Genomic DNA, 23566 nt, shown 5'->3' on the forward strand with positions numbered 1-23566 from the left:
CGTATGTGCCGGTGAGAGGTCACTTGGCGGCCACGGTGGGCTCGTCGGAGCCCACCTCTGCCAGGTCGGCGACGTCGTCGATGTCTTCCTTGTCGCGCCGGAAGTAGGTCACCGCCGCGGCCGCGGCCAGGGCGAAGAGCGACAGCACGACCAGGCCCATCGTCACCGTGCCGGTCTGCTCCTTGATCACTCCGAAGCCGAACGGGGCCACGAAGCCACCCAGGTTGCCCAGCGAGTTGATGATCGCGATCGCCGGCGCCAGCACCATCGGGTGGAGCGTGCGCTGCGGAATCGACCAGAAGAGCGGGCTCGCGCTCTTGAATCCCATCGTCGCGATGCACAGCAGCGGAAGCGCCAGCCAGGGCGTGACGAATGCGGCGGCCATCGTGCCGATACCGCCGATGAGCAGCGCGGCGACGAGGTAGGGCTTGTGCCGTCCGGTGCGGTCGGCGGAGCGGTTGGAGAAGTACATCGCGAAGATCGCGCAGATCCACGGCAACGAGGAGAGCAGCCCGACGGTGACGTCGGTGGTGCCCGGGATGCGGCGGATGATCGACGGCAACCAGAACGTGTTGGCGTAGATCGCCATGGTGATCGCGAAGAAGATGCCGCAGCACACCAGGATCCGCGGCTGCAGGAGCAGCTTCCACCGCGAGCCCGACTCGCCACGCTTCGCGGACGCCTCACTGCGCAGCACGTCCTCCTCGGCGATGACGGCCTGCAGGTCGTGCTTCTCCGCTCCGGTGAGCCACTTCGCGTCGTCGATCTTCGAGTCGAGCAGGCGGTAGGCGAAGCAACCGACGACCACCGACAGCAGTCCCTCCAGCGCGAACATCCACTGCCAGCCGTGATGTCCGCCGAGTCCGTCGAGGGACAGCAGCGGTCCGGACATCGGTCCGGAGATGGCGGCCGCGATGGAGGATCCGGCGATGAACAGTGCCGTGGCGCGGCTGCGGTGGTTGTTCGGCAGCCAGCGGGTGAAGTAGAAGATGATGGCCGGGAAGAAGCCGGCCTCCGCCACACCGAGGAGGAACCGCAGGGCGTAGAACATCTCCGGGCCGTTGACGAACGCCATCGCCGCGGACACCAGGCCCCACGAGATCATGATGCGGGTGAGCCACACCTTGGCGCCGAACTTCTCCATGAGCACGTTCGACGGCAGTTCGAAGATCGCATAGGCGATGAAGAAGACACCCGCACCGAAGCCGTACGCCGCAGCGCCGATGCCCACGTCCGCCTCGAGATGCGTCTGCGCGTAACCGATGTTGGACCTGTTGAGCTGGTTGCAGATGAGCATGACGATGAACAGCGGGACGACGCGACGGAAGATCTTGGAGACCGCGCTGTCGACTGCCGGGGAAACGGCGAGGGGGAGGGTCATCGGTGACTCCTCTCTGTGCTGGCGCTGGTGGTGCGGGGAACGTTGGAGGACTCCGGTCACGCCCGGCTACCAGGCGTGACCTGAGTCATAGGAATCACGCTAGAGGCATGTTCGATACATGTCCAAGTCAAAGATTCTCGTTATCGATACCGAAGTTGAATCGACGTGGTTCCTGCTAGTTTTCCTACCGTGAGCGCCGACGCAGTCACCTTCGAGTTCGTCCGCACGACCCGCGAATTCTTCCCTCAACTGCAGCGATGGCTCCGCGAACCACACGTCGCGCGGTTCTGGAACCACGACACCGCAGACGACGACATCGAGCGCGACTTCGGCGGCAGCATCGACGGCACCGAGCCCTGCGAGGACTTCCTCGTTCTGCGAGACGGCTTGCCGTTCGGATTCATCCAGCGGTACCGGATCGCCGACTATCCCGAGGACCTCGCGCTCCTCGCAGCCCTCGTCGAGATCCCACCGGGAAGCATCTCCATCGACTACTACGTCGGCGATGCGCAGCACACCGGCCAGGGGCTGGGAACCGCGATGATCAGCGCGTTCGTCGCCAAGTGCCGGGCCGACCTACCCGACGCCACCGCGATCGTCGTCCCCGTCGTCGTCCCCAACCGGGCGTCGTGGCGCGCGCTCGAGAAAGCCGGCTTCCGCCGTGTGGGCGAGGGCTACCTCCCACCGGACAACCCGATCGACGACGGCTCCCACTACATCAGCAGGCTCGATCTGAACGAGAGCCGGCCGATTCACCCGGTGTCGCCCGTACGCTGAGCGCGCCAGCGACTCGGGCTGCACCCGAACCGCCCACTGAACCAGCGGGAGAAGTTGCTCGGCGCCGAGAACGCCAGCACGTCGGCGATCTCGGTGAGACTCAGGCGGGGATTCGCGACCATCCGTTCGGCGAGTTCGACGCGGGTCGCGTCGAGGACGGTCGAGAACGTCTCCCCACTCTCGGCGAGGCGGCGATGCACCGTTCGCCGGTCGACCCCCAGACTGCGAGCCACTTGCTCGACGGAACAGCGGCCCGTCGGCAGCAGTAGCTCGATCAGCTCGCGGACCCGGCTCACGATCGTCACGTCGTCCGACGGCTCCCACGACTCGAGGAGTTGCTGGGTGTAGCGACGGAGCAGTGGATCGGACATCTTGTTCGGCTCAGCCAGGTTGCCGGCGTCGATGACGATGCCCGCGAACTCGTGGTCGAAGTTCACCACCGGCCCGAACAGACGCCGGTGGGTAGCCGCGTCCGCAGGGGCCGGATGAGGGAAGCAGACGGCGAGCGGTTTCCAGCCGCCCCCGAGGAAACCGCGCAGCAGCCGGTGCAGCACTCCGACCGCCAGTTCCACCGACTGCCGTGTCTCGGTTGCCTCCCCCACGTCCAGTTCGACACGCAACGTCGCGAGACCGTTCGATTCGGACATCCGCGTCTGCAACGCCTCGTTGTACGTGTGCGTGTACCGCGTGAGCACGCGCAGGGCGCTGCGGACGTCGGGTTCCTCGCGCACGACGAGGCTGAGCGGGCCGAGGTTGGAGAACTGCCGGCGCTCGGCGAGGCGCACCCCGAAGTCTGCGTGCCCGGACGCCTCCACCGACTGTTCGAGGAGGTGCGCGATCGCCGCGGCCGGGATCCATCGGTCCTGCAGTGCGAGGCCGGACGGATCGAGGCCGGCGGACCTCATCAACGGCACCGGATCGACACCGAGCGACCGGCACAGCTCGAGGTATCCGTTCAGCGACGCGTAGCGCGCAAGGGGTTTCATGCCACCTCCAATGCCCTGTCCCGAAATGATAGGCCGTCTGTCCCGTCAGGATAAGCAATCGACCGGATGCGCCCGTACTGTTAGGTGCATCACAGAAGCGGTCGGAGAGGTGATCCGCCACACCGGGTCACCCCCGCCCCGCCCGACCGCGACCGGTCCGGCGGCGGCACCGCACCGATCATCACATCGAAGAGGAGAAATACTGTGGCACAGGCTGTTCGGTTCTACGAGCACGGCGCTCCGGAAGTCATGAAGTGGGAGAACGTCGAGGTCGGGGAGCCCGGTCCCCACGGGGTCCGGATCCGGCACGAGGCCGTCGGACTGAACTTCGCCGACACCTACTTCCGCACCGGCCTGTACCCGGCCGAGTTGCCCGCGGGCATGGGAGTGGAGGCGGCCGGTGTCGTCGAGGAGGTCGGCTCCGGCGTGACCCACGTGCAGGTCGGTGACCGCGTCACCTACACGGGCAGCCCCCTCGGCGCCTACAGCACCGAACGCGTGATGCCGGCCGCACCGCTGATCCCGCTGCCGCAGGCGATCCGCTTCGACACCGCGGCCGCGATGACGATGCGCGGCCTGACCACCGCCTACCTGCTGCGGCGCATCCACCCTCTGAAGGCGGGCGACACCGTGCTCCTGCACGCGGCGGCCGGCGGCGTCGGCCTGATCTTCACGCAGTGGGCAAAGTTGCTGGGCATCAACGTGATCGGAACCGTATCCACCGACGAGAAGGCCGCGATCGCCCGCGCCCACGGGTGTGAGCACGTGATCGTCTACACCCGGGAGAACGTCGCCGAGCGGGTTCGGGAAATCACCGACGGTGCCGGCGTCCCCGTCGTCTACGACAGTATCGGCGAGTCCACCTTCCAGACCTCGCTCGACTGCCTCGCCCGGCGCGGACTGCTGGTGTGCTTCGGAACCGCCTCCGGACCGATTCCTCCGATCAACGCGATGCAGTTGGCTGTCAAGGGTTCGCTGTTCGTCACCCGACCCGCGCTCGCCGACTACATCGCAGACCCGGCGGAGCGCGCCGAACTCGCCGGTGAACTCTTCGGGCACGTCGAGGCCGGCCGGATCCGGATCGAGATCAACCAGAGCTACGGGCTCGAGGACGCCGTCCAGGCACACCACGATCTCGAATCCGGCCGCAGCATCGGCTCCTCCGTGTTCCGACTCTGACAGCGCGCCAACACATTCACCCCGACGGAGACACCACCATGACCGACACCGCGCAACTGACCTACTCGCCCGAACCGCACACGATCCTCTCCCCTTCCGGATCCTTCCGATTCGCACCGCTCACCTGCTCGATCGGCGCCGAACTGTTCGACGTGAACCTCGGTGACGCCGCCCGCGACGACGCCCTGTTCGCCGAACTGCGGGAACTGCTGCTCGAGTACAAGGTTTTGTTCCTCCGCGACCAGGACATGTCCCGCGCCGAGCACGTGGCGCTGGCCGAACGGTTCGGCCCGCTCGAGGACCACCCCGCCGTGGGGAGCGACCCCGACCACCCGGGGCTGGTGCAAATCTACAAGGACCTCGACAGCCCGGCCGAGCACTACGAGAACGCCTTTCACTGCGACGCCACCTGGCGGGAGAACCCGCCCATGGGCTGCGTGCTCCGCTGCGTGGAGACGCCCCCGATCGGCGGAGACACCATCTGGGTGAACATGGCCCTGGCGTACGAGAAGCTTCCCGAACAGGTCAAGAAGCAGATCGACGGACTCCGCGCCCGGCACAGCATCGAGGCGTCGTTCGGTGCCGCGCAGCCGCTGGAACAGCGGCACGCGCTGCACGAGAGGTTCCCCGACGCCGAGCACCCCGTGGTGCGCACGCACCCCGAGACCGGCGAGAAGATCTTGTTCGTCAACGCTTTCGCGACCCACTTCGTCAATTACCACACCCCGGAGAACATCCGGTACGGCATCGACTACGCGCCCGGCAGCAGCAACCTGCTCAACTACCTGATCAGCCAGGCGTCGATTCCCGAGTACCAGGTGCGGTGGCGCTGGACGAAGAACAGCGTCGCGATCTGGGACAACCGGTCCACCCAGCACTATGCCGTCCAGGACTACTGGCCCGCCGTTCGCAAGATGGAGCGCGCCGGCATCGTCGGCGACCGGCCCTTCTGAAACCTTCTCTTCCCCTTCTCATCCGACTGATTTCGAACGGAGAACACCATGCACTTCCACGACGACGCCCTCTTCCCCGAGACCCAGGAGAAGCTGGTCATCACCTGTGCCCCCTACGGTCCCGAGTGGGAGCCGGACGACTTCCGCGAAGACCTGCCGCTCACGATGGACGAGCACGTCCAGAAGGCGGTGGACTGCTACGAGGCCGGCGCCACCGTCCTGCACATCCACGTCCGCGAACTCGACGGCAAGGGATCCAAGCGGCTCTCGAAGTTCAACGAATTGCTCGCCGGACTGCGCCAGGCCGTGCCGGACATGATCCTGCAGGTCGGCGGATCGATCTCCTTCGCACCCGAAGGCGAAGGCTCGGACGCGAAGTGGCTCTCGGACGACACCCGCCACATGCTGGCCGACCTCGATCCCGCACCCGACCAGGTGACGATCGCGATCAACACCTCGCAGATGAACATCATGGAACTCATGACCGCCGACGACATCGCCGGCACCTCGATGGAGCGGCCCGAGCTCGCCGAGGCGTACCGGGAGATGACGGTCCCGGCAGGCCCGGCGTGGGTCGAGGAGCATCTGCGTCGCCTGCAGGCGGCCGGAATTCAGCCGCACTTCCAGCTCTCGAGCATTCCCCAGCTGGAGACCGTCGAGCGGCTCATCCGGCGCGGAATCTACACGGGTCCGCTCAACCTGACCTGGGTCGGCATCGGCGGCGGCTTCGACGGCCCCAACCCGTACAACATCATGAACTTCATCCAGCGGGTCCCGGACGGCGCCTGCCTGACCCTCGAGACCCTGATGCGCAGCGTGTTGCCGGTCAACGCGATGGCGATCGCGATGGGCCTGCACGCCCGTTGCGGTAACGAAGACACCATCTGGGGACGCAAGGGCGAGAAGATGACCTCCGTCCAGCAGGTCGAGCAGTTGGTCCGCGTCGCCGGCGAACTGGGCCGCGAGGTGGCCACCGGCAAGGAGGCCCGCGACATCTACCGGATCGGTCAGACCTACGCCGATGCCGACGAGACCCTCGCCAAGCTCGGCTACGCGCCCAACCGCCGTCCCGGCCAGGTGGGCTTCACCCACCACGCCTGAGTTCCGGCGCCGGGGGATCTCGGTCACGACCGGGGAGAGAGCGGGTAGATCGCTGCCCGCTCTCTCCCCCACCCCTTTATCACTCCTGACGGCCATAGGAGGCCTCATGGGACTGCCAGCCACCACCGCCCTGAACACCACCGCCCCGAATACCACCACCGGGAGCACCGCTCCGGCCTCCCGGTCCCGGTTCTATCCGTGGATCGTCTTCGCACTCACCTTCGGTCTGCTGCTGTCGGACTACATGTCCCGCCAGGTCCTCAGTGCCGTCTTCCCGCTCCTCAAAACCGAATGGACGCTGACAGATTCACAGCTGGCGTCGCTCAGCAGCGTCGTCGCGCTGATGGTCGGACTGCTGACCCTCCCGCTGTCGCTGCTCGCCGACCGGTGGGGTCGCGTGAAGAGCCTCGTCCTGATGGCCGTGCTCTGGAGCATCGCCACACTGCTCTGCGCGCTGGCGAGCAGCTACGAGCAGATGCTCGGAGCCCGATTCCTCGTCGGCGTGGGTGAAGCCGCCTACGGCAGCGTCGGCATCGCGGTGGTTCTCAGCGTGTTCGCCCCGCGAGTGCACTCCACGCTCAGCGGCGCCTTCATGGGCGGCGGATCGTTCGGGTCCGTGATCGGCGTCGCCCTCGGCGGCGTGATCGCCGTCAACCTCGGCTGGCGCTGGTCGTTCGCCGCGATGGCCGTCTTCGGGCTCATGCTCGTCGCCCTGTTCCGGGCTCTGGTCTCCGAACGCAAACTGGCTCAGCACGCAGCCGACGACGACCCGGCCGACGCACCCGGCCCCGCCGGATTCCGGGCGCCGATCTCCAGCCTGTTCACCACCCCCGCCGTCGTGTTCGCCTACATCGGTGGTGGTCTCCAGATGTTCACCGCCGGTGTCCTGCTCGCGTGGCTGCCGAGCTTCTTCAACCGGTCCTACGGCCTCGCCCTCGACAAGGCCGGCGCGATGGCATCGATCTTCGTCCTCCTCGTCGGCAGCGGCATGGTGGTGTGCGGCATCATCACCGACCGCGTGAGCCGCAACGATCCCGCTCGGAAATGGACCACCGCGGTGGTCTTCGGAGTGATCTCCCTCGTCTTCCTCGGCGCCGGGTTCCAGTTGCCGACCGGCACGTCCCAACTGGTCCTGATCGGTATCGGTGCCTTCTTCTCCGCCGGCTCGTCCGGCCCCATCGCCGCGATGGTCGCGAACCTCACGCACTCGTCGGTGCGCGCCTCGGCCTTCGGCACGCTCACTCTGGCGAACAACCTCCTCGGACTGGCACTGGGACCCTTCGTCGTCGGGGTGCTGGCCGACCGCTTCGGGCTCGTCACTGCCTTGCAGATCGCTCCCCTGATCTACATCGTCGCGATCGTCGCCCTGATCCTCGGCAAGCGCGCCTACCCGGCCGGACGCCGCAAGCTCGCCGCCCTCACCACCGCACCCGCCTGATCCACCTCCGAAGAACTGGAGTCGACCGTGACCACCTCCACCTCCACCGCACCGACCGTGGTGATCGTGCCCGGACTGCGCGATCACGTCGCCGACCACTGGCAGACGTTGCTCGCCGAGCGACTCGACACCGCGCGGACGGTGCCGCCGCTCGAACAGGACAAGCTCAGCCTCGCGGCCCGGGTCGCCGCACTCGACGCCGTTGTCGCCGACATCGACGGCCCGGTCGTGCTGGTCGCTCACAGTGCGGGAGTGGCGATCACCGTCCACTGGGCGCAGCAGTCCACCCGCCCGGTCCAGGGCGCCCTGCTGGTCACCCCACCGGACCTCGAGGAACCACTGCCCGCGGGGTATCCCACCCCCGGGGAACTCGAGCAGGGTGGCTGGGATCCCGTCCCCCGGGGCCGGCTGCCGTTCCCCAGCGTCGTCGCCGCCAGCACCAACGATCCGATGGCCCGATTCCGTCGGGTCGCCGGGATGGCCGAGTCGTGGGGCAGCAAGCTCGTCGACCTGGGTGCCGTGGGCCACCTCAATCCCGCCGCCGGCTACGGGTACTGGCCATACGCCGAGGAACTGCTTCGGGAACTGATCGAGAGCACGGTCGTCCCCGGCCTCGCGAACGCAGATGCCCGATGACGCGCAAAGTGTTCGGTTCGGCCGCCGACGCCGTCGCGGACATCGGACCCGGTGCGTCGCTGGCGGTCGGCGGGTTCGGGTTGTGCGGCATCCCGGACGAGTTGATCGCCGCGATCGCCGCCGGTGACGCCACCGACCTGGAGGTGTTCTCCAACAACTGCGGCGTCGACGACCGCGGGCTCGGGATCCTGCTCACCCGCAACCGGATTCGCCGCGTCACCGCGTCGTATGTCGGGGAGAACAAGGAATTCGCCCGCCAATACCTGTCGGGTGAACTCGAGGTCGAACTGACGCCGCAGGGCACCCTGGCCGAGAAGCTGCGTGCCGGCGGTGCGGGGATCCCCGCGTTCTTCACCCCTGCCGGGGTCGGAACGCCCGTGTCCGACGGCGGGCTGCCGTGGCGGTACGCAGCCGACGGATCGGTGGCCGTCGCGTCTCCGCCGAAAGAGGTCCGCGAGTTCGCAGGCCGCCAGTACGTGCTCGAGGAGTCGATCACCGCCGACTTCGCACTCGTCCACGCCCGCATCGGCGACGCCGAAGGCAACCTCGTCTTCGCCAAGGCCGCAGGCAACTTCAACCCGCTCGCCGCGATGGCCGGCCGCATCTGTATCGCACAGGTCGAGCAGCTCGTCGAGCCCGGGGTCCTCGACCCGGCGCAGGTACACCTGCCGGGGATCTTCGTCGACCGGATCGTCCACACCGGGACTCAGGACAAGCAGATCGAGAAGCGCACCGTCGCCGCGAGGAAGGACTGACATGACCACCATCGTCGAGACGATCGGCTGGACCCGCGAGGACATGGCAGCCCGTGCTGCCCAGGAACTGTCGCCGGGCGAGTACGTCAACCTCGGCATCGGGTTGCCCACGCTGATCCCGAACTTCCTGCCCGCGGGCTTCGACGTGACGCTGCACAGCGAGAACGGCATCCTCGGCACCGGCCCGTATCCGGACGAGGATGCGGTCGACGCGGATCTGATCAACGCCGGCAAGGAAACGGTCACCGTCAACGCGGGCGCGTCGTTCTTCGATTCGGCGCTCAGCTTCGGGATGATCCGCGGCGCCCACATCGACACCGCCGTCCTCGGCGGAATGCAGGTCTCCGCGGCCGGCGACCTCGCGAACTGGATGGTTCCGGGGAGGATGGTCAAGGGCATGGGCGGTGCGATGGACCTCGTGCACGGCGCCCGCAAAGTCATCGTGGTCATGGAGCACTGCGACAAGTCCGGTGCCCCGAAGATCGTCGAACGCTGCACCCTGCCTCTCACCGGACGCGGTGTCGTGCACCGGATCATCACGAACCTGGCCGTCGTCGACGTCACCGACACCGGCCTGGTGTTGCGCGAGTGCGCGCCCGGGGTCACCGAAGACCTGGTGCGCGCCGCCACCGCAGCGGCGCTGTCGTAGCGCTTCTCCCACCCTCCCATCACGAGAAAGTCTCCCGTGCTCAACCTTTCCGTCCTTCTCGAAGACTCCGCCCGCCGCTTCCCCGACCGCGACGCCTTGATCCTCGGCGACGCACGGATGACCTACGCCGACCTCGACGCCCGGTCGAACCAGGTCGCGAACCTGCTGATGTCGTGCGGCATCGAACCCGGCGACAAGGTCGCGCTCTCCTGCCCCAACATCCCCCAGTTCCCCGTCGTCTACTACGGCATCCTCAAGGCCGGCGCCGTGGTCGTACCGCTCAACGTCCTCCTCAAGGACCGCGAGATCGCCTACCACCTCGCAGATTCCGATGCCAAGGCGTACTTGTGCTACGACGGCACCCCCGACCTGCCGATGGGCGAGTACGGGCGCTCGGCGTTCACGCAGAGTCCCGACTGCCGCACCATGTTCCGCATCACCGTCGACCCGGACGCTCCCGCCACGATCGACGGCATCGGAACGCTCGCGGACGCCGTCGCGGATCGCGACACCGACGTCGAGACCGTGGTCCGCGAACCCGGGGACACCGCTGTCATCCTCTACACGAGCGGGACCACCGGAAAACCCAAGGGCGCCGAACTCACCCACGCCAACATGGTGCTCAACGCGCTGACCGCCAACCGCCTCTTCGACAGCACACCCGCCACCCACGACCGGTACCTGGTAACCCTGCCGCTGTTCCACTCGTTCGGCCAGACCGTCACCCTCAATGCCGGCATCTCGGTCGGGGCGACTCTCGTGCTGCTGCCCCGGTTCGAGGCCGCCGCCGCACTCGATCTCATCGAACGGGAGAACATCACCGTCTTCGCGGGGGTGCCCACCATGTACTGGGGTCTGCTCGGCGCCCTCGACGAACACCCCGCCGACATCGACCGCATCGCCGGCAACATGCGACTCGCGATCTCCGGCGGCGCCGCGCTACCGGTGGAGATCCTCACCCGGTTCGCCGACCGCTTCGGTGTCCAGATCCTCGAGGGATACGGACTGTCCGAGACGTCGCCGCTCGCGACGTTCAGCGACCCCGGCGGCGATCCCCGGCCCGGCTCCATCGGGGTCCCCGTGTGGGGAATCGAGGCCCGGCTCGTCGACAAGAACTGGAACACCGTCAGCGGAGCCGGTGACATCGGCGAGATCGCGTTGCGCGGCCACAACATCATGAAGGGCTACTACAACCGCCCGGACGCCACGGCAGAAGTACTGCGGGACGGCTGGTTCCGGACCGGCGACCTCGCCCGCGTCGACGACGACGGCTTCTACTACATCGTCGACCGGGCCAAGGACCTGATCGTGCGCGGCGGATTCAACGTGTACCCCCGTGAGATCGAAGAAGTCCTCCTCGGCCACGACGCCATCTCCCTCGCCGCCGTCGTCGGCGTCCCCGACGACAGCCACGGCGAGGAAATCAAGGCGTACGTCATCCTCGAGCCCGGCGCACAGGTCACCGCGGACGAGTTGATCGCCTGGGCCAAGCAGCAGATGGCGAGCTACAAGTACCCCCGCACCGTCGAATTCGTCACCACCCTTCCCATGACCGCCACCGGCAAGATCCTCAAACGCGAACTCGGCCGCGCCCCGGCCGCACTCTGATACCGAAAGCACAAGCGTGAGCGACACTCCCCTCCCCACCATCCCCGACGAGCTCACCGCTCCCCTCGACCTTCTCCTCACCAGCGGAAGCCGCAGCGTCGCCGCCCGCATGCTCCCCGACAGTTCCTGGACCCGTCTCGGGGTCGGCCTCGCCGGCCGGCCGGGTACCGTCGCCCGGCGCGGCGGCGCCCTCGTCCGCGAACTCGGCGCCATCGCCGCCGGCACCTCGGATCGAACTCCCGCGAAGTCGGACAAACGGTTCGGCGACGCCGCGTGGCAGCAGAATCCGGCCCTGCGCCGGGCGATGCAGGCGTATCTCGCGACGTCGCACACCGCTGCGGCCCTGCTCGACGACGCCGAACTCGACTGGCGTGACCACGAGCGGATGCGGTTCGTCCTCGACAACCTCGTCGAAGGCCTGTCCCCCACCAACAATCCACTTCTCAGCCCGCTGGGCTGGAAGGCAATGGTGGACACGGGCGGCCTCAGCGCGGCACGCGGAGTCCGCGCGCTCGTCCGCGACATGCTGTCGAAACCGCGCGTGCCCGCCATGGTCGAACCCGACGCGTTCGCCGTCGGGGAGGACGTGGCTGCGACGAAGGGTGCCGTGGTCCTGCAGACCCGCACCTTCGAACTGATCCACTACACGCCGCAGACGGAGAAGGTCCACGCCACACCGCTGTTGATCGTCCCGCCCGTCATCAACAAGTACTACATCCTCGACATCGCACCGGGCCGAAGCCTGATCGAGTACCTCCTGCAGCAGGGTCAGCAGGTCTTCGCGATCTCCTGGCGCAACCCCCACGCCCGGCACCGGGACTGGGATGCCGACACCTACGGCTCGGCGATCGTGGAGGCGCTCGATACGGTGCAGTGCGTCGCCGGGACCGACAGCGCCCACGTCCTGGGCACCTGCTCGGGTGGGATTCTCGCGGCGATGGTCGCGGCGCATCTCACCGAGATCGGTGAGGGCGACCGCATCGCCGGCCTCACCCTGGCCGTCACCGTGCTCGACCAGACCCAGGCCGGCACCGCGGCTGCCGTGATGAGCGAGCGCGCCGCCGCGGCCGCGATCCGCGACTCGGCCGCCAGGGGTTATCTCGACGGCCGCACCCTCGCCGAAATGTTCGCCTGGCTAAGGCCGAGCGACCTGGTCTGGCGGTACTGGGTGAACAACTACGTGCAGGGCCGCGCTCCCGCCGCCTTCGACGTGCTGTTCTGGAACTCCGACACCACCCGCATGACGGCGGCACTGCACCGCGACCTCGTCCTGCTCGGCCTGCGCAACGCGCTGACGGCTCCAGGGGCGGCAACCATGCTCGGCACACCCGTCGACCTGTCCACCGTGGCCGCCGACGCGTACGTCGTCGGCGGCTCCGCCGACCACCTCTGCCCGTGGCAGTCCACCTACCGGAGCGCTCGACTCCTCGGCAGCAAGGACTCCCGCTTCGTGCTGTCGTCGAACGGACACATCGCCTCACTCGTGAACCCGCCGGGCAATCCGCGGGCGTCCTTCCGATTCGGGCAGCCCGTCCCGGAGACTCCCGACGAGTGGCTGGCCGCGGCGGAGACCGCGTCCGACTCGTGGTGGCCCGACTACGCCCGCTGGCTGGCCGAGCGCAGCGGACCCGACGTCGACGCACCCCACGGCCTCGGTGCCCGGCAGTTCCCGCCGCTCGCCCCGGCACCGGGCACCTACGTCCATCACAGCTGACCCGCACGACACGATCAGAGGCACACCATGACCATGAACCTTGCCCACCCCACCGATCTCCTCGGGCTCGTCGGACAGACCATCGGAACCACCGGCACGCTCAAAATTGCTCAGGATCAGGTGAATCTGTTCGCCGACGCGACCGGGGACCACCAGTGGATCCACACCGATCCCGAACGCGCGGCCCGTGGCCCCTTCGGCAGCACCATCGCTCACGGCTATCTCACGCTGTCGCTCGCCCCGAGCATCCTCGCCGAGGTTCTCACCGTCGACGGCGTGCACGCCGCCCTCAATTACGGCCTGAACAAGGTGCGGTTCCCGGCGCCCGTGCCCGTCGGTTCCGCGCTGCGCGTCACGGTGTCCGTGATCGCCGCGCAACGGAAACCGGCCGGCATCGAGGCAGTCTTCGGGTTGACCTACGAGATCGACGGCGGAACGCGTCCAGTGTGCATCGCGGACGTCGTGGTGCTCTACACGTGAGCGTGACCGAATTGTTCGGTGGGCGCGACCAGTTCGACGACAAGGTCGTTCCGGTCGGTGGTCGGCGGATCCGGGTGCGGATCCGCCGCGGGACCGGTGTGCCCCTGGTCCTGTGCAACGGCATCGGAGCCGGCCTCGAAGTGCTGGACCCGCTGGTCGCCGCGATGGATCCGAAGGCGACGATCATCAGTTTCGACGTGCCCGGTACCGGGGGTTCGCCGGCATCACCGGTCCCGTACGGGATTCCTGCCCTCGCGTGCGGCCTGAGCCGCCTCCTCACCGAGATCGGGGTCGATGTCGTCGACATCCTCGGCCTGTCCTGGGGCGGAGCGCTGGCCCAGCAGTTCGCCCTGCAGAACCCGCAGCGCTGCCGGCGCGTCGTCCTCGTCGCGACCGGGACCGGGGCCCTGATGATTCCGGGCCACCCGCGTGTGCTCGCGAAGATGCTGACTCCGAGGCGGTTCACCGACACCGGCTATGCGGCTGCCATCGCCGGCGACCTGTACGGTGGCACGGCCCGCCTCGGCGGTGAAGCCGTCGCGCAAGTCTTCGGAAAACAGATGCACACGGGCTCCCGCATCGGATATCTCCACCAACTCCTCGCGGGGGCGATGTGGACGAGCCTGCCGATACTTCCGCTCATCCGGCAGCCCACACTGATCGTCGCGGGCACCGACGACCCGATCATTCCCATCGCCAACGCCCACATCATGAGCGCGCTCCTGCCGCACGCGACGCTACACCTGCACCCCGGCGGTCACCTCGACATCGTTACCAACGCAACCGATCTCGCACCCGCTGTCAGGTCCTTCCTCGCGGCGCCGTAGCCGTCGGCGCACGCGACAGGTCAGCCGTCCTCCCCCATCTCGGCGAGCGTCGTCCGCAGGCGGTCGTTGTCCGCCGGGGTCCAGCCGTCGGGCGACAGGATTGCGCTCCACGCGTCGGCGATGTCGACGACGTACGTGTGTCCGTGCCCGTCGGGAACGCCCGTCGACACCGCCATGTCGGCCGCCACCTGAAGGAAAGTCACGAACGGGAACCACTGTGTGCTGTCGAGGACGTCGTAGCCACGGTCCTCCTTCAGCCAGTCGGGCTCGCTCAGCAGGAGTTCCGGTGACCACCAGACGATCGGGTCCGACGGGTGTTGGAGATAGACCATCCGTGGCCGTCCCCACGGGGCGTCGGGGCGGGGCAGGTCCTCCGGTGCGCGTGCTCCGAAGCGGACGGTCTCCCCCTGCTCGTAGATCGGCAGCCATTCGGGCGAGCCCGGATCGCGGTTCGTGGTGACATCGGTCCATATCTCGTTCGCGTTCGGCGGCCCCGTGAACAGCACACCGTCGGTACGGGCCTCGACATCGTCGACACTGCCGAATGCACTTTCGCCCCCGAAGGATCCGAGGCTCTCTCCCATCACGACGAGTTTCGGACGAGTTTCCGGTGGCAATACCTTCCACTTGTCGTACACCGCGTCGAACAACGCCTCCCCGGCCTGGTGGGCACGCTCCTTGTCCACCAGGAAGGACAGCCAACTCGGCAGATAGGAGTACTGCAATCCGACCATCGCGGTGTCGCCGTTGTACATGTACTCCAGCGATGAGGCGAGACTCTCGTTGATCCACCCGGTACCGGTGGTAGTGGCGACGCCCACCACCGCACGATCGAACCCGCCGGCGCGTTCGAGTTCGTCCGCTGCCAGCTGGGCGTTCCCGCTGATCGAATCACCGCCGCTGGCCAGCCCGGCGTAAGTCCGGATCGGCTCCACCGCGGGCCGCCCACCATTGAACGCGGACAATTCTTCGACGGTCGGGCCACGCGACATGAAGGAACGGCCCTGCCGCCCCAGCGAATCCCACGTCACGAGCGAGTCCGGTCCGCCCGAACGCAGCGACGACGTCGGCGGCTCGTCACCGGCCTTGGTCTCCTGGTTGACGGCGGCGAACGAATTGTTCAGCCCCGACATGATCACGCGCACCGCCGCGCCGTTGACGAGTGCGAACAGCAGCGCCACCACCAGTACGCCGATGACCGTCGCCGAGATCCGCCGCGGCACCACCCGGCTGATCTTGCGTTCGACCCACCACACCGCCCGCAGCAGCACCCGGGCCAGCGCCACCAACCCGACATAGATCAGCACCGCCACGACCACCACGACGAGATACCCGAACCACGGGAACGGTGCGGCACTCATGATCGCCCGCAACTGCGACTGCCAATCCCAGAACCACACCAGCATTGCTGCGGTTCCGACGATTCCGATCACCGACGTGACCCTGCGCACCACTGTCTTCACACGGGTAGGCGCCTCCCGCTGCACGAGGTAGCGGACCAACTTGGAACCGAGGAATCCGATGGCGTAGCCGAACGCCGCCGATACGCCGGTGACCAATCCCTGGAAGAACGGACCGCGCGGCAGCAGTGTCGGCGTCAACGACAGCCACACGAACAGGACCGCGACCACCAGCCCCCCGAAGGCATAGCGGTCCGGAAGCCAGCGGCGATACCCGGGTGGCCGGACGGGACCGGCTTCGCGCTCGGGTGCACCATCGATCACATCGTTCGGCACCTGGCAAGCGTAGCCGTCACCGAGCCGCTATCGACAGCAATCCGCAATCACATCACGTCCGGTGAACACCGAAGCCCACCTGGGATGTTCGCATTCGGACAGGTCTGCCCGGCCGACCGCCGGCGGACGCTACGCCAGTGTCTTCGTCTTGATCGCCTGGAACTCGGCGTCGGTGATCGCGCCGGAATCGAGCAGCGCCTTGGCATCCGTGATCTGCTGAGCCGGAGACTTTCCGGCGACGTCCCGGATATAGGTGTCCTGCGCTTGCCTGTGTTGCTCGGCGGCGGCCATCGACCTCTTCGCCATGCCGTCGCCCCGGGCGATCACGTACACCAGTGCCGACAGGAAGGGAACGACGAACAGCAAGAGGATCCAGATCGCCTTCACCCACCCCGACGTCTCGCGGTCCCGGAACAGGTCCGAGATGATCGAGAACAACACGGACAAGTAGGCCGCGAAGGCGAAACAGACGAAGATGAACCAGAAGAACTCCCAGAAGCCTTCCATTTTCGACGCTCCGTCCACTCGGTGTTCCGGTCAGGAGGCCAGGACTCTGGCCTGGCACGATGTGCTCCTCGAAATCTCAACTAGTGGCGTCGAGCGTGTCGAGCGCGGCCAGAATTCCCTGGACGGGGATGCGTCCCGAGGCCACGAGCTGCGCGCCCTCGCGCCGGAGGGCGGAGGCGAACGGTGCGGCCCAAGTGTTCTCGTAGACGAGAATGGCCCCGGAACAGCCGGGGGCGAGGACGGCAGCCGCATCCTCGAGGTCGGTTCGGTCGATCAGACCCGTCGTCGCCTCGGCGAACACCGTCACGTCCACACCGCCCTCGAACCCGAGGTCCTCGACGGCGATACCGGCGAGCGATCCGTCGGCTTCCTTGCGGACGAAGACCAGATCGAGCACTCGGATGATGTTTCGTTCGACCAGGTCGATGAGAAGGGGCAACGCCGATCCGTCGGGTCTCCGGTCGGCAGGGAACTCGACGACGAGATAGTCGATAGGTCCGAGTTCGTCGAAATCGGTGTCGTTCACTGCAGGACCTCTCCTCTGAAGACAGCAGCGGCAGCCACACACGGCGTCGCCCTAGTATTACCCAGCCCACGACGACACCGCTAGAGCACAATGTCACCAGCGGCCGGCACCGTACTGTCGGCAAGGTCGCGCCGGGCCGCCTTCTCCACCAGGAGCGGGACGAAGTCCCGGATCCTGCAATCCGCGAAGCGCTTGTGAACGGTGCGCACGGCGTGCTCGATGTCCACGGGTGAGACGGACGGGTACCGAGTCATCAAGCGCTCGATGACCTGCTCGACCTGAAGCAACTCGTCGTCACCGATCATCGACTCATCGTCGTCCCGCTGCGAAACCATCGTCAAGACACGAAATGGCCTCTCGAGCAACTCGGTTCGGTGTCAGGACCGTGAATATTCATGACTCTGGGATCAATCCAGTTTCCGGAGTACTGCCCGGAAATACGGTTTCACGACTACTACCACGCGGAAACGGCGGACAATGGTGGTACCGGGCCGCCCGGCTCGCGGTAGGGGAAAGGGACGGTCATGTCCGAGACAACGTCGGTCAAGCAGGGCGTCGCGGCAGGCACTTCGATCGGGGCGGCCATCATCATGGTGACCGTGGGCATCATCCAGTTCTGCCAGGGAATCGCCGCGGTCGCCGAGAACGAAGTATTCGTGTCGGGAGTGAACTATGTCTACAAGTTCGACCTGACCACGTGGGGCTGGATTCACATCGTGCTGGGTGTGCTCGTTGCGGCGGTCGGCCTCGCGCTGCTCACCGGCGCGGGATGGGCGCGGGTGTCCGCGATCGTGATCGCGGCAGTCTCCATATTCGCCAACTTCCTGTGGCTGCCGTACTACCCGTGGTGGTCGGTGCTCATCATCGCGCTCGACGTCGTGGTGATCTGGGCCGTGTCGACCTGGCAGCCGGATCGGGTCTGAGCAGTCGGCGGCCGGGTCGAAACCGTGGGAAAGAAGACGAAGCACGAGAAGTCCGGGCTCGACCTGTCCCGGCCAGGCGGTGCCGAGCCCGCCGCACCGATGAAGAACAAGGAGTACAGCCGCCTGCTCCGCCCACTTCACGGCGAACTCGTCGCATTACAGGAGTGGGTGAAATCGACGGGCGCGAGGATCTGCATCGTGTTCGAGGGTCGCGACACCGCCGGGAAAGGCGGCGTCATCAAGGCGATCACCGAGCGGGTCAGTCCGCGCGTGTTCCGTGTCGTCGCCCTGCCCGCCCCGACGGATCGCGAGAAGTCGCAGATGTACGTGCAGCGGTACCTGCCCTATCTCCCGGCCGGCGGGGAGATCGTCATCTTCGACCGCAGTTGGTACAACCGCGCGGGCGTCGAACGGGTGATGGGCTTCTGCACCGAGGAGGAAGCTCAGCAGTTCCTCCAACTCGTCCCGACGGTCGAACGCGCGATCGTCGACTCGGGCGTCATCCTGCTGAAGTACTGGCTGGAGGTGAGCGAGGACCAGCAGACGCTGCGCCTGCAGAGCCGGATCGACGATCCGCGGAAGATCTGGAAGTTGTCGGACCTGGACCTGAAGTCGTACACCCATTGGTACGACTACTCGCGGGCACGGGACGAAATGTTCCACTTCACCGACACCGGTTGGGCGCCCTGGTACGTCGCGGTCAACGACGACAAGAAACGCGGTCGGCTCAACATCATCAGCCATCTGCTGAGCCAGATCCCCTACGAACCCCTCGAACGCCCCGACATCACCTTGCCGGAGCGGCGGGGCCCGCACGGCTACGAGGCGCCGAGGCAGCCACTGCACTGGATTCCCACCCCCTACTGAGGATCCGAGCCGAAAGGACGAGCGGTCATGGTCTCGACGGAACCCACGCAAGCGCAGACGGCCTGGCATGCACAGGACGCCGACGTCGTCGTGTCCGCACTGGCCTCCGATCGGCAGGCGGGGCTGACGGCCGGCGAAGTAGACGAACGTCGCCGACGGTACGGTCCGAACGAGATCGCCTCCGAGCCGCCGCCGTCGATGTGGTCGATCGCGTTGCTGCAGTTGAAGGACCCCATGAACCTGATGCTGGTCGCGGTGGCCGTGGTCAGCATCGTCATCGGCGAAATCCCGACGGCGATCGTGGTCGCGGTTCTCGTCGGGCTCAACATCGTGCTGGGCACACGGCAGGAAGTGAAGGCGCGCGCCAGCGTCGACGCACTGGCGAAGATGCAGACACCGCAGGCGAGGGTGGTCCGCGACGGCACTCTGACCGAGCTCGACGCCACCGAACTCATGCCGGGTGACGTCGTGCAGCTCGAGGCGGGTGACATCGTCCCCGCGGACGGCCGCCTGCTCACGACGGCCACCTTGGAGACGCAGGAGGCGGCACTGACGGGTGAGAGTGCACCCGTCGCGAAGGACCCCCAGACGCTCGGCACCATCGACGTTTCTCTCGGCGACCGCAGCAACATGGGCTTCCAGAACACCTCGGTCACCCGCGGCACCGCCACCATGGTGGTCACCGAGACGGGCATGCACACCCAGATGGGCCAGATCGCGTCGATGCTCTCTGCGGTCGCGCCGAGCAAGTCCCCGCTGCAGCGCGAACTGGACTCGCTCACCAAAGTACTCGGCGTCATCGCGTGGACTTCGGTGGCGATCATCGTGATCATCGGGGTGATTCGCGGACAGGACGTGACGACGCTTCTGCTGCTCGGCATTTCCATGGGGGTCTCCGCGATCCCGACCGGTCTGCCGACGTTCGTCCAGGCGATGCTGGCCTACGGCGCACGGCAGCTGGCCGACGCCAAGGCTATCGTGAAGAACCTCACGGACGTCGAGACGCTCGGCGCGACCAGCGTAATCAACTCGGACAAGACCGGCACGCTGACGATGAACCAGATGACCGTGCGGTCGTTGTACTTCCACTGCCGGTGGTACACCGTCGACGGTGAGGGTTACGCCAAGTCGGGGAAGATCACCCACGTCGCGGGCGAGGCGGTCCCGGATTTCACGCTGCTCGCGTACGGGTTGTGCCTCGACAGCGACGCCACGGTCTCCGGCACCGGAGAGGTCGTCGGCGACCCGACGGAAGCCGCGCTGGTGGTGCTCGCGGCGAAGATCGGTGTCGACGCCCCACTGACCCGGCGAACGTATCCGCGCGTCGCCGCCGTGCCGTTCGACTCCGCGTACAAGTTCATGGCGACGTTCCACCATCTCGAGGTCGATGGCAGAACTCAGTTCGTGGAACTGGTCAAGGGCGGGCCCGACGTGGTCCTGGCGCGGTGCGCGACCGCCTTCCGGACCGGCAGGCAGGAGGTCCCGCTCGACGAGGTCCGGGAGGAACTGACGGCAGCGAACCGGACGATGTCCGAGAAGGGACTTCGCGTGCTGGCCTTCGCGGTCCGCCGCCTCGACGGGCAGGAGGAGGCCGCGGTGGCCGACCCCATGTCCTACGTCGCGGACCTCACGTTCGTCGGCATGGTCGGCATCATCGACCCGCTTCGGCCGGAAGCGATCGAATCGGTGCGCACCGCCCACGAGGCCGGCATCGACGTCCGCATGATCACCGGCGACCACGCGATCACGGCATCCGCGATCGGCGCCGAACTCGGACTCGGACCGGGCGCGATCGGTGGTGCGGAACTGCAGGCCATGACCGATGAAGAACTGTCGGCGGCCCTCCCGAACCTGCACGTGTTCGGCCGCGTCACCCCTCAGGACAAACTGCGCCTGGCCGACATCATGCAGAAGAACGGCGCCGTCGTGGCGATGACCGGGGACGCCGTCAACGACGCAGCCGCACTGAAGAAGGCCGATATCGGCGTAGCCATGGGCTCGGGCAGCGAAGTCACCAAACAGGCGGGCAAGATGGTGCTCACCGACGACAATTTCGGGACCCTGATCACCGCGATCCGGTTGGGCCGCAACATCTACGACAAGATCGTGTCCTACATCCGATACCAGATGTCGAAACTGTTCTCGCTGGTGCTGCTGTTTCTCGTCGCGAGCATTTTCGACATCAACGACGGGGTCGCGCTCACCCCGCTGATGGTGCTGTTCCAGCACTTCTTCATCACGCTGTTCCCGGTCGCGGTCATCATGCTCGACCCGCCTGCACCGGATCTGATGAACAAGCCGCCCCGCGACCCGCGGATGCCGATCGCCAACCGGCGGGCGTTCGTGCAGTGGCTCGCATACGGCGTCCTGCAGTTCGCCGTCACGCTCGCCGCGATGCTCCTCGCGCCGGGCGAGATGAGCACGACCGAGGCGAACGTTCCCATGACGACGGCGTTCGTGGTGCTGTCGTTCGGTTCCATCCTCGCCGGGCTCGTCATGCGACGCGACCCGGAATCCGGGCTCACCCCACCGGTCCTCGGCGCACTGAAGATCCTCTCGATCCCGACCATCGTGACGGTGTTCGCGGTCGAGGCCGGGTTCCTCCAGGACCTCCTCATGACCACGTCGCTGACCGGCGGCCAGTGGCTCGCCTGCCTCGGGTGGTCACTGATCATCCCGATCGTCGTCGAAGCGGAGAAGGCGTTCCGGCGCCGGCGCCACCTCCACTCGGAGCCGCCCGCACCGATGACCGCCCCCGCCGCCGTCGACCCCCAGCGCGCACGCTGAGGCCCGGACCATGTCCTGGACAGGTAGCCTCGCGCAGTTGCCGGGCATCGCGACGGCCCGGGCGTACCACCGGGAGTGGCTGCGCCCCGACATCACCGCCGGGCTCGTCCTCACCGCCCTGCTCATCCCCGCCGGGATGGGGTACGCGGAGGCCGCCGGGTTGCCCGCCTACGCCGGCCTCTACGCCACGATCATCCCGCTCCTCGCGTATGCCCTGGTGGGGCCGTCGAAGATCCTCGTGCTCGGCCCGGACTCGTCGCTGGCGCCGCTCATCGCCGCGGCGGTACTGCCTCTCGCCGTGGCCGACGACCCGGAGAGCGCGCTCGCCCTCGCCGGAATCCTCGGCGTCCTCGTCGGCCTCATTCTCCTCGTCGGCGGATTCCTGCATCTCGGCTTCGTGACCGAACTGCTGTCGAAGCCCATCCGGCTCGGCTACCTCAATGCGATCGCGCTCATCGTCGTCGTCGGCCAACTGCCCAAGCTGCTCGGGTTCTCCGTCGACGCGTCCGGCCTCATCGGAGAGATCGGGGAGATCGGACAGTCCGTGATACAGGGCAACATCGACCCCGTCGCCGCCGCAGTGGGCATCGGCTCCCTCGCCGTCATCATCGGGTTCCGCATCTGGGTGCCCCGCATCCCCGGCGTCCTCGTGGCCGTGGTCGGCGCGATCATCCTGTCCGCCGCACTCGGACTCACCGACGACATCGGGATGGTCGGCGCCCTGCCCGCCGGCCTGCCGCTGCCGTCGTTCGGCGGTGTCGACTGGGGGGACGTGGGGAACCTCGTCGGCCCCGCGGCCGGTATCGCCCTGATCGCGTTCGCCGACACAGGCGTGCTGTCCCGCACGTTCGCCGCCCGGCACGGTGAAGACGTGAACGGCAGCACGGAGATGAAGGCGGTCGGCGTGGCCAACATCGCCGGTGGACTGTTCGGCGGGTTCCCCATCTCCGCCAGCGGGTCGCGCACCCCGGTGGCCGAACAGAGCGGCGCCCGCACCCAACTCGCCTGCGTCGTCGGAGCACTCGCCGTCCTGGTCTTCGTTCTCGTCGCCCCCGGGGTCACCACGTACCTCCCCGACGCGACACTCGGGGCCGTGGTGATCGTCGCCGCCACGGCGCTGGTCGATGTGAGTGGAATGATCCGGATGTGGCGCATGAGCACCGTGGAGTTCGGACTCGCCGTCGCGGCCTTCCTCGGGGTCGCTTTGGTGGGCGTGCTGCAGGGCATCCTCGTCGCGATCGGGCTGTCCTTCGTCGCGGTGGTCGCGCAGGCCTGGCAGCCGTACCGCACGGAACTCGTCCGGACGACCGACCGCCCCGGCTTCCATGACGTCGAACGCCACCCCGACGGCGTCCGCATCCCCGGGCTGGTGCTGGTGCGCTTCGACGCTCCCCTCTTCTTCGCCAACGGCGAGATCTTCGACGAATACGTGCGCTCGGTGGTGGCGACAGCGCCGAGCCCGGTCGAGTGGGTGGTCGTGGCCGCCGAGCCGATCACCGGTCTCGACACCACTGCCGTCGACGAACTGGTCGACCTCGACACGTATCTCGAGGGGAAACAGATCCGGTTGGCGTTCGCGGAGATGAAGGGTCCGATCAAGGACCGGCTCATCCGGTTCGGGGTGGGCGACAGGTTCGACGCGACACGCTTCTATCCCACCATCGACGCCGCCGTGGCCGCATTCCACAGTCGAGCCGATCACACCGGCGATCCGACCGACGACTGAACCGACCACA

Annotated in this window: 22 protein-coding genes; 16 read left to right on the forward strand and 6 right to left on the reverse strand. The window is 67.2% G+C overall.

Annotated elements, in window-relative coordinates; translation table 11 throughout:
* Positions 1-19 precede the first annotated feature (19 nt).
* Entirely contained in the window at positions 20-1381 is a 1362-nt protein-coding gene (locus CJ177_RS21150; RefSeq protein ID WP_095868524.1) for an MFS transporter, read from the reverse strand.
* A gap of 189 nt (positions 1382-1570) precedes the next feature.
* On the opposite strand from CJ177_RS21150, the gene CJ177_RS21155 reads away from it, so the two are divergent.
* Entirely contained in the window at positions 1571-2158 is a 588-nt protein-coding gene (locus CJ177_RS21155; RefSeq protein ID WP_061044311.1) for a GNAT family N-acetyltransferase, read from the forward strand.
* Here CJ177_RS21155 and CJ177_RS21160 read toward each other — a convergent pair.
* On the reverse strand, positions 2134-3144 hold the full coding sequence (locus tag CJ177_RS21160; RefSeq protein ID WP_061044310.1) for an AraC family transcriptional regulator: 1011 nt from the start codon (positions 3142-3144) through the stop codon (positions 2134-2136). The genes CJ177_RS21155 and CJ177_RS21160 overlap by 25 nt on opposite strands.
* Positions 3145-3348: 204 nt before the next feature.
* On the opposite strand from CJ177_RS21160, the gene CJ177_RS21165 reads away from it, so the two are divergent.
* From CJ177_RS21165 to CJ177_RS21215, 11 genes are all read left to right on the forward strand, one after another.
* A complete protein-coding gene (locus CJ177_RS21165) occupies positions 3349-4323 on the forward strand; it encodes a quinone oxidoreductase (RefSeq protein WP_005237944.1) in 975 nt (324 codons plus the stop codon).
* A gap of 38 nt (positions 4324-4361) precedes the next feature.
* Positions 4362-5276, forward strand: a complete 915-nt coding sequence (locus CJ177_RS21170) for a TauD/TfdA family dioxygenase (protein WP_025431578.1) — start codon at positions 4362-4364, stop codon at positions 5274-5276.
* A 48-nt stretch (positions 5277-5324) separates the two neighbouring features.
* Positions 5325-6377 (forward strand): 3-keto-5-aminohexanoate cleavage protein, encoded by a 1053-nt coding sequence (locus tag CJ177_RS21175; RefSeq protein ID WP_005237946.1) that lies wholly within the window; start codon positions 5325-5327, stop codon positions 6375-6377.
* Positions 6378-6483: 106 nt separating this feature from the next.
* Positions 6484-7815: an MFS transporter gene (locus CJ177_RS21180; RefSeq protein ID WP_061044309.1), complete on the forward strand. Its 1332-nt coding sequence runs from the start codon at positions 6484-6486 to the stop codon at positions 7813-7815.
* 27 nt (positions 7816-7842) lie between these two features.
* On the forward strand, positions 7843-8451 hold the full coding sequence (locus CJ177_RS21185; protein ID WP_005237948.1) for an alpha/beta hydrolase: 609 nt from the start codon (positions 7843-7845) through the stop codon (positions 8449-8451).
* The gene (locus tag CJ177_RS21190) at positions 8448-9206 is read left to right on the forward strand and encodes a CoA transferase subunit A (RefSeq protein ID WP_005237949.1); all 759 of its coding nucleotides are present in this window, start codon (positions 8448-8450) and stop codon (positions 9204-9206) included. The genes CJ177_RS21185 and CJ177_RS21190 overlap by 4 nt, the downstream gene beginning before the upstream one ends.
* 1 nt (position 9207) lies before the next feature.
* A complete protein-coding gene (locus CJ177_RS21195) occupies positions 9208-9855 on the forward strand; it encodes a CoA transferase subunit B (RefSeq protein WP_005237950.1) in 648 nt (215 codons plus the stop codon).
* A gap of 36 nt (positions 9856-9891) precedes the next feature.
* Positions 9892-11463, forward strand: a complete 1572-nt coding sequence (locus tag CJ177_RS21200; protein WP_005237951.1) for a long-chain fatty acid--CoA ligase — start codon at positions 9892-9894, stop codon at positions 11461-11463.
* Positions 11464-11479: 16 nt separating this feature from the next.
* Positions 11480-13177, forward strand: coding sequence for an alpha/beta hydrolase (locus CJ177_RS21205; protein WP_005237952.1), 1698 nt, complete (start codon positions 11480-11482; stop codon positions 13175-13177).
* Between the two features lie 27 nt (positions 13178-13204).
* Positions 13205-13657 carry a MaoC family dehydratase gene (locus tag CJ177_RS21210; protein ID WP_061697025.1) on the forward strand — a complete coding sequence of 151 codons (453 nt, stop codon included), beginning with the start codon at positions 13205-13207 and terminating at the stop codon, positions 13655-13657.
* Positions 13654-14484, forward strand: coding sequence for an alpha/beta fold hydrolase (locus tag CJ177_RS21215; RefSeq protein ID WP_025431576.1), 831 nt, complete (start codon positions 13654-13656; stop codon positions 14482-14484). Before CJ177_RS21210 ends, CJ177_RS21215 begins: the two co-directional genes overlap by 4 nt.
* A gap of 20 nt (positions 14485-14504) precedes the next feature.
* Here the strand turns inward: CJ177_RS21215 and CJ177_RS21220 are convergent, their stop codons facing one another.
* The 4 genes from CJ177_RS21220 to CJ177_RS21235 all read right to left on the reverse strand — a co-directional run bounded on the left by CJ177_RS21220 (position 14505) and on the right by CJ177_RS21235 (position 17558).
* Positions 14505-16220: an alpha/beta-hydrolase family protein gene (locus tag CJ177_RS21220; RefSeq protein WP_005237955.1), complete on the reverse strand. Its 1716-nt coding sequence runs from the start codon at positions 16218-16220 to the stop codon at positions 14505-14507.
* A 129-nt stretch (positions 16221-16349) separates the two neighbouring features.
* Positions 16350-16727: an SHOCT domain-containing protein gene (locus CJ177_RS21225; RefSeq protein ID WP_095868525.1), complete on the reverse strand. Its 378-nt coding sequence runs from the start codon at positions 16725-16727 to the stop codon at positions 16350-16352.
* Positions 16728-16803: 76 nt separating this feature from the next.
* Positions 16804-17253, reverse strand: a complete 450-nt coding sequence (locus CJ177_RS21230) for a DUF6325 family protein (RefSeq protein ID WP_005237957.1) — start codon at positions 17251-17253, stop codon at positions 16804-16806.
* 80 nt (positions 17254-17333) lie between these two features.
* The gene (locus CJ177_RS21235) at positions 17334-17558 is read right to left on the reverse strand and encodes a three-helix bundle dimerization domain-containing protein (protein WP_005237958.1); all 225 of its coding nucleotides are present in this window, start codon (positions 17556-17558) and stop codon (positions 17334-17336) included.
* A gap of 219 nt (positions 17559-17777) precedes the next feature.
* On the opposite strand from CJ177_RS21235, the gene CJ177_RS21240 reads away from it, so the two are divergent.
* From CJ177_RS21240 to CJ177_RS21255, 4 genes are read left to right on the forward strand one after another with little or no spacing between them, the layout of a single operon-like run.
* A complete protein-coding gene (locus CJ177_RS21240; protein WP_005237959.1) occupies positions 17778-18176 on the forward strand; it encodes a hypothetical protein in 399 nt (132 codons plus the stop codon).
* A 24-nt stretch (positions 18177-18200) separates the two neighbouring features.
* A complete protein-coding gene (gene ppk2, locus CJ177_RS21245; protein WP_005237960.1) occupies positions 18201-19043 on the forward strand; it encodes a polyphosphate kinase 2 in 843 nt (280 codons plus the stop codon).
* 27 nt (positions 19044-19070) lie between these two features.
* A complete protein-coding gene (locus CJ177_RS21250; RefSeq protein ID WP_095868526.1) occupies positions 19071-21830 on the forward strand; it encodes a cation-transporting P-type ATPase in 2760 nt (919 codons plus the stop codon).
* A gap of 10 nt (positions 21831-21840) precedes the next feature.
* Positions 21841-23556, forward strand: coding sequence for a SulP family inorganic anion transporter (locus CJ177_RS21255; protein ID WP_005237962.1), 1716 nt, complete (start codon positions 21841-21843; stop codon positions 23554-23556).
* Positions 23557-23566 lie beyond the last annotated feature (10 nt).

It is taken from the genome of Rhodococcus sp. ACPA1 (assembly GCF_002300195.1).
GTDB lineage: Bacteria > Actinomycetota > Actinomycetes > Mycobacteriales > Mycobacteriaceae > Rhodococcus_F > Rhodococcus_F opacus.

Excerpts from the sequence above, each read along its gene's own strand:
- CJ177_RS21150 (WP_095868524.1), bottom strand. The coding sequence starts at position 1,381 with ATGACCCTCCCCCTCGCCGTTTCCCCGGCAGTCGACAGCGCGGTCTCC.
- CJ177_RS21170 (WP_025431578.1), top strand. The coding sequence starts at position 4,362 with ATGACCGACACCGCGCAACTGACCTACTCGCCCGAACCGCACACGATC.
- CJ177_RS21160 (WP_061044310.1), bottom strand. The coding sequence starts at position 3,144 with ATGAAACCCCTTGCGCGCTACGCGTCGCTGAACGGATACCTCGAGCTG.
- CJ177_RS21235 (WP_005237958.1), bottom strand. The coding sequence starts at position 17,558 with ATGATCGGTGACGACGAGTTGCTTCAGGTCGAGCAGGTCATCGAGCGC.
- CJ177_RS21240 (WP_005237959.1), top strand. The coding sequence starts at position 17,778 with ATGTCCGAGACAACGTCGGTCAAGCAGGGCGTCGCGGCAGGCACTTCG.
- CJ177_RS21255 (WP_005237962.1), top strand. The coding sequence starts at position 21,841 with ATGTCCTGGACAGGTAGCCTCGCGCAGTTGCCGGGCATCGCGACGGCC.
- CJ177_RS21180 (WP_061044309.1), top strand. The coding sequence starts at position 6,484 with ATGGGACTGCCAGCCACCACCGCCCTGAACACCACCGCCCCGAATACC.
- CJ177_RS21250 (WP_095868526.1), top strand. The coding sequence starts at position 19,071 with ATGGTCTCGACGGAACCCACGCAAGCGCAGACGGCCTGGCATGCACAG.
- CJ177_RS21225 (WP_095868525.1), bottom strand. The coding sequence starts at position 16,727 with ATGGAAGGCTTCTGGGAGTTCTTCTGGTTCATCTTCGTCTGTTTCGCC.
- CJ177_RS21175 (WP_005237946.1), top strand. The coding sequence starts at position 5,325 with ATGCACTTCCACGACGACGCCCTCTTCCCCGAGACCCAGGAGAAGCTG.
- CJ177_RS21195 (WP_005237950.1), top strand. The coding sequence starts at position 9,208 with ATGACCACCATCGTCGAGACGATCGGCTGGACCCGCGAGGACATGGCA.
- CJ177_RS21190 (WP_005237949.1), top strand. The coding sequence starts at position 8,448 with ATGACGCGCAAAGTGTTCGGTTCGGCCGCCGACGCCGTCGCGGACATC.
- CJ177_RS21210 (WP_061697025.1), top strand. The coding sequence starts at position 13,205 with ATGACCATGAACCTTGCCCACCCCACCGATCTCCTCGGGCTCGTCGGA.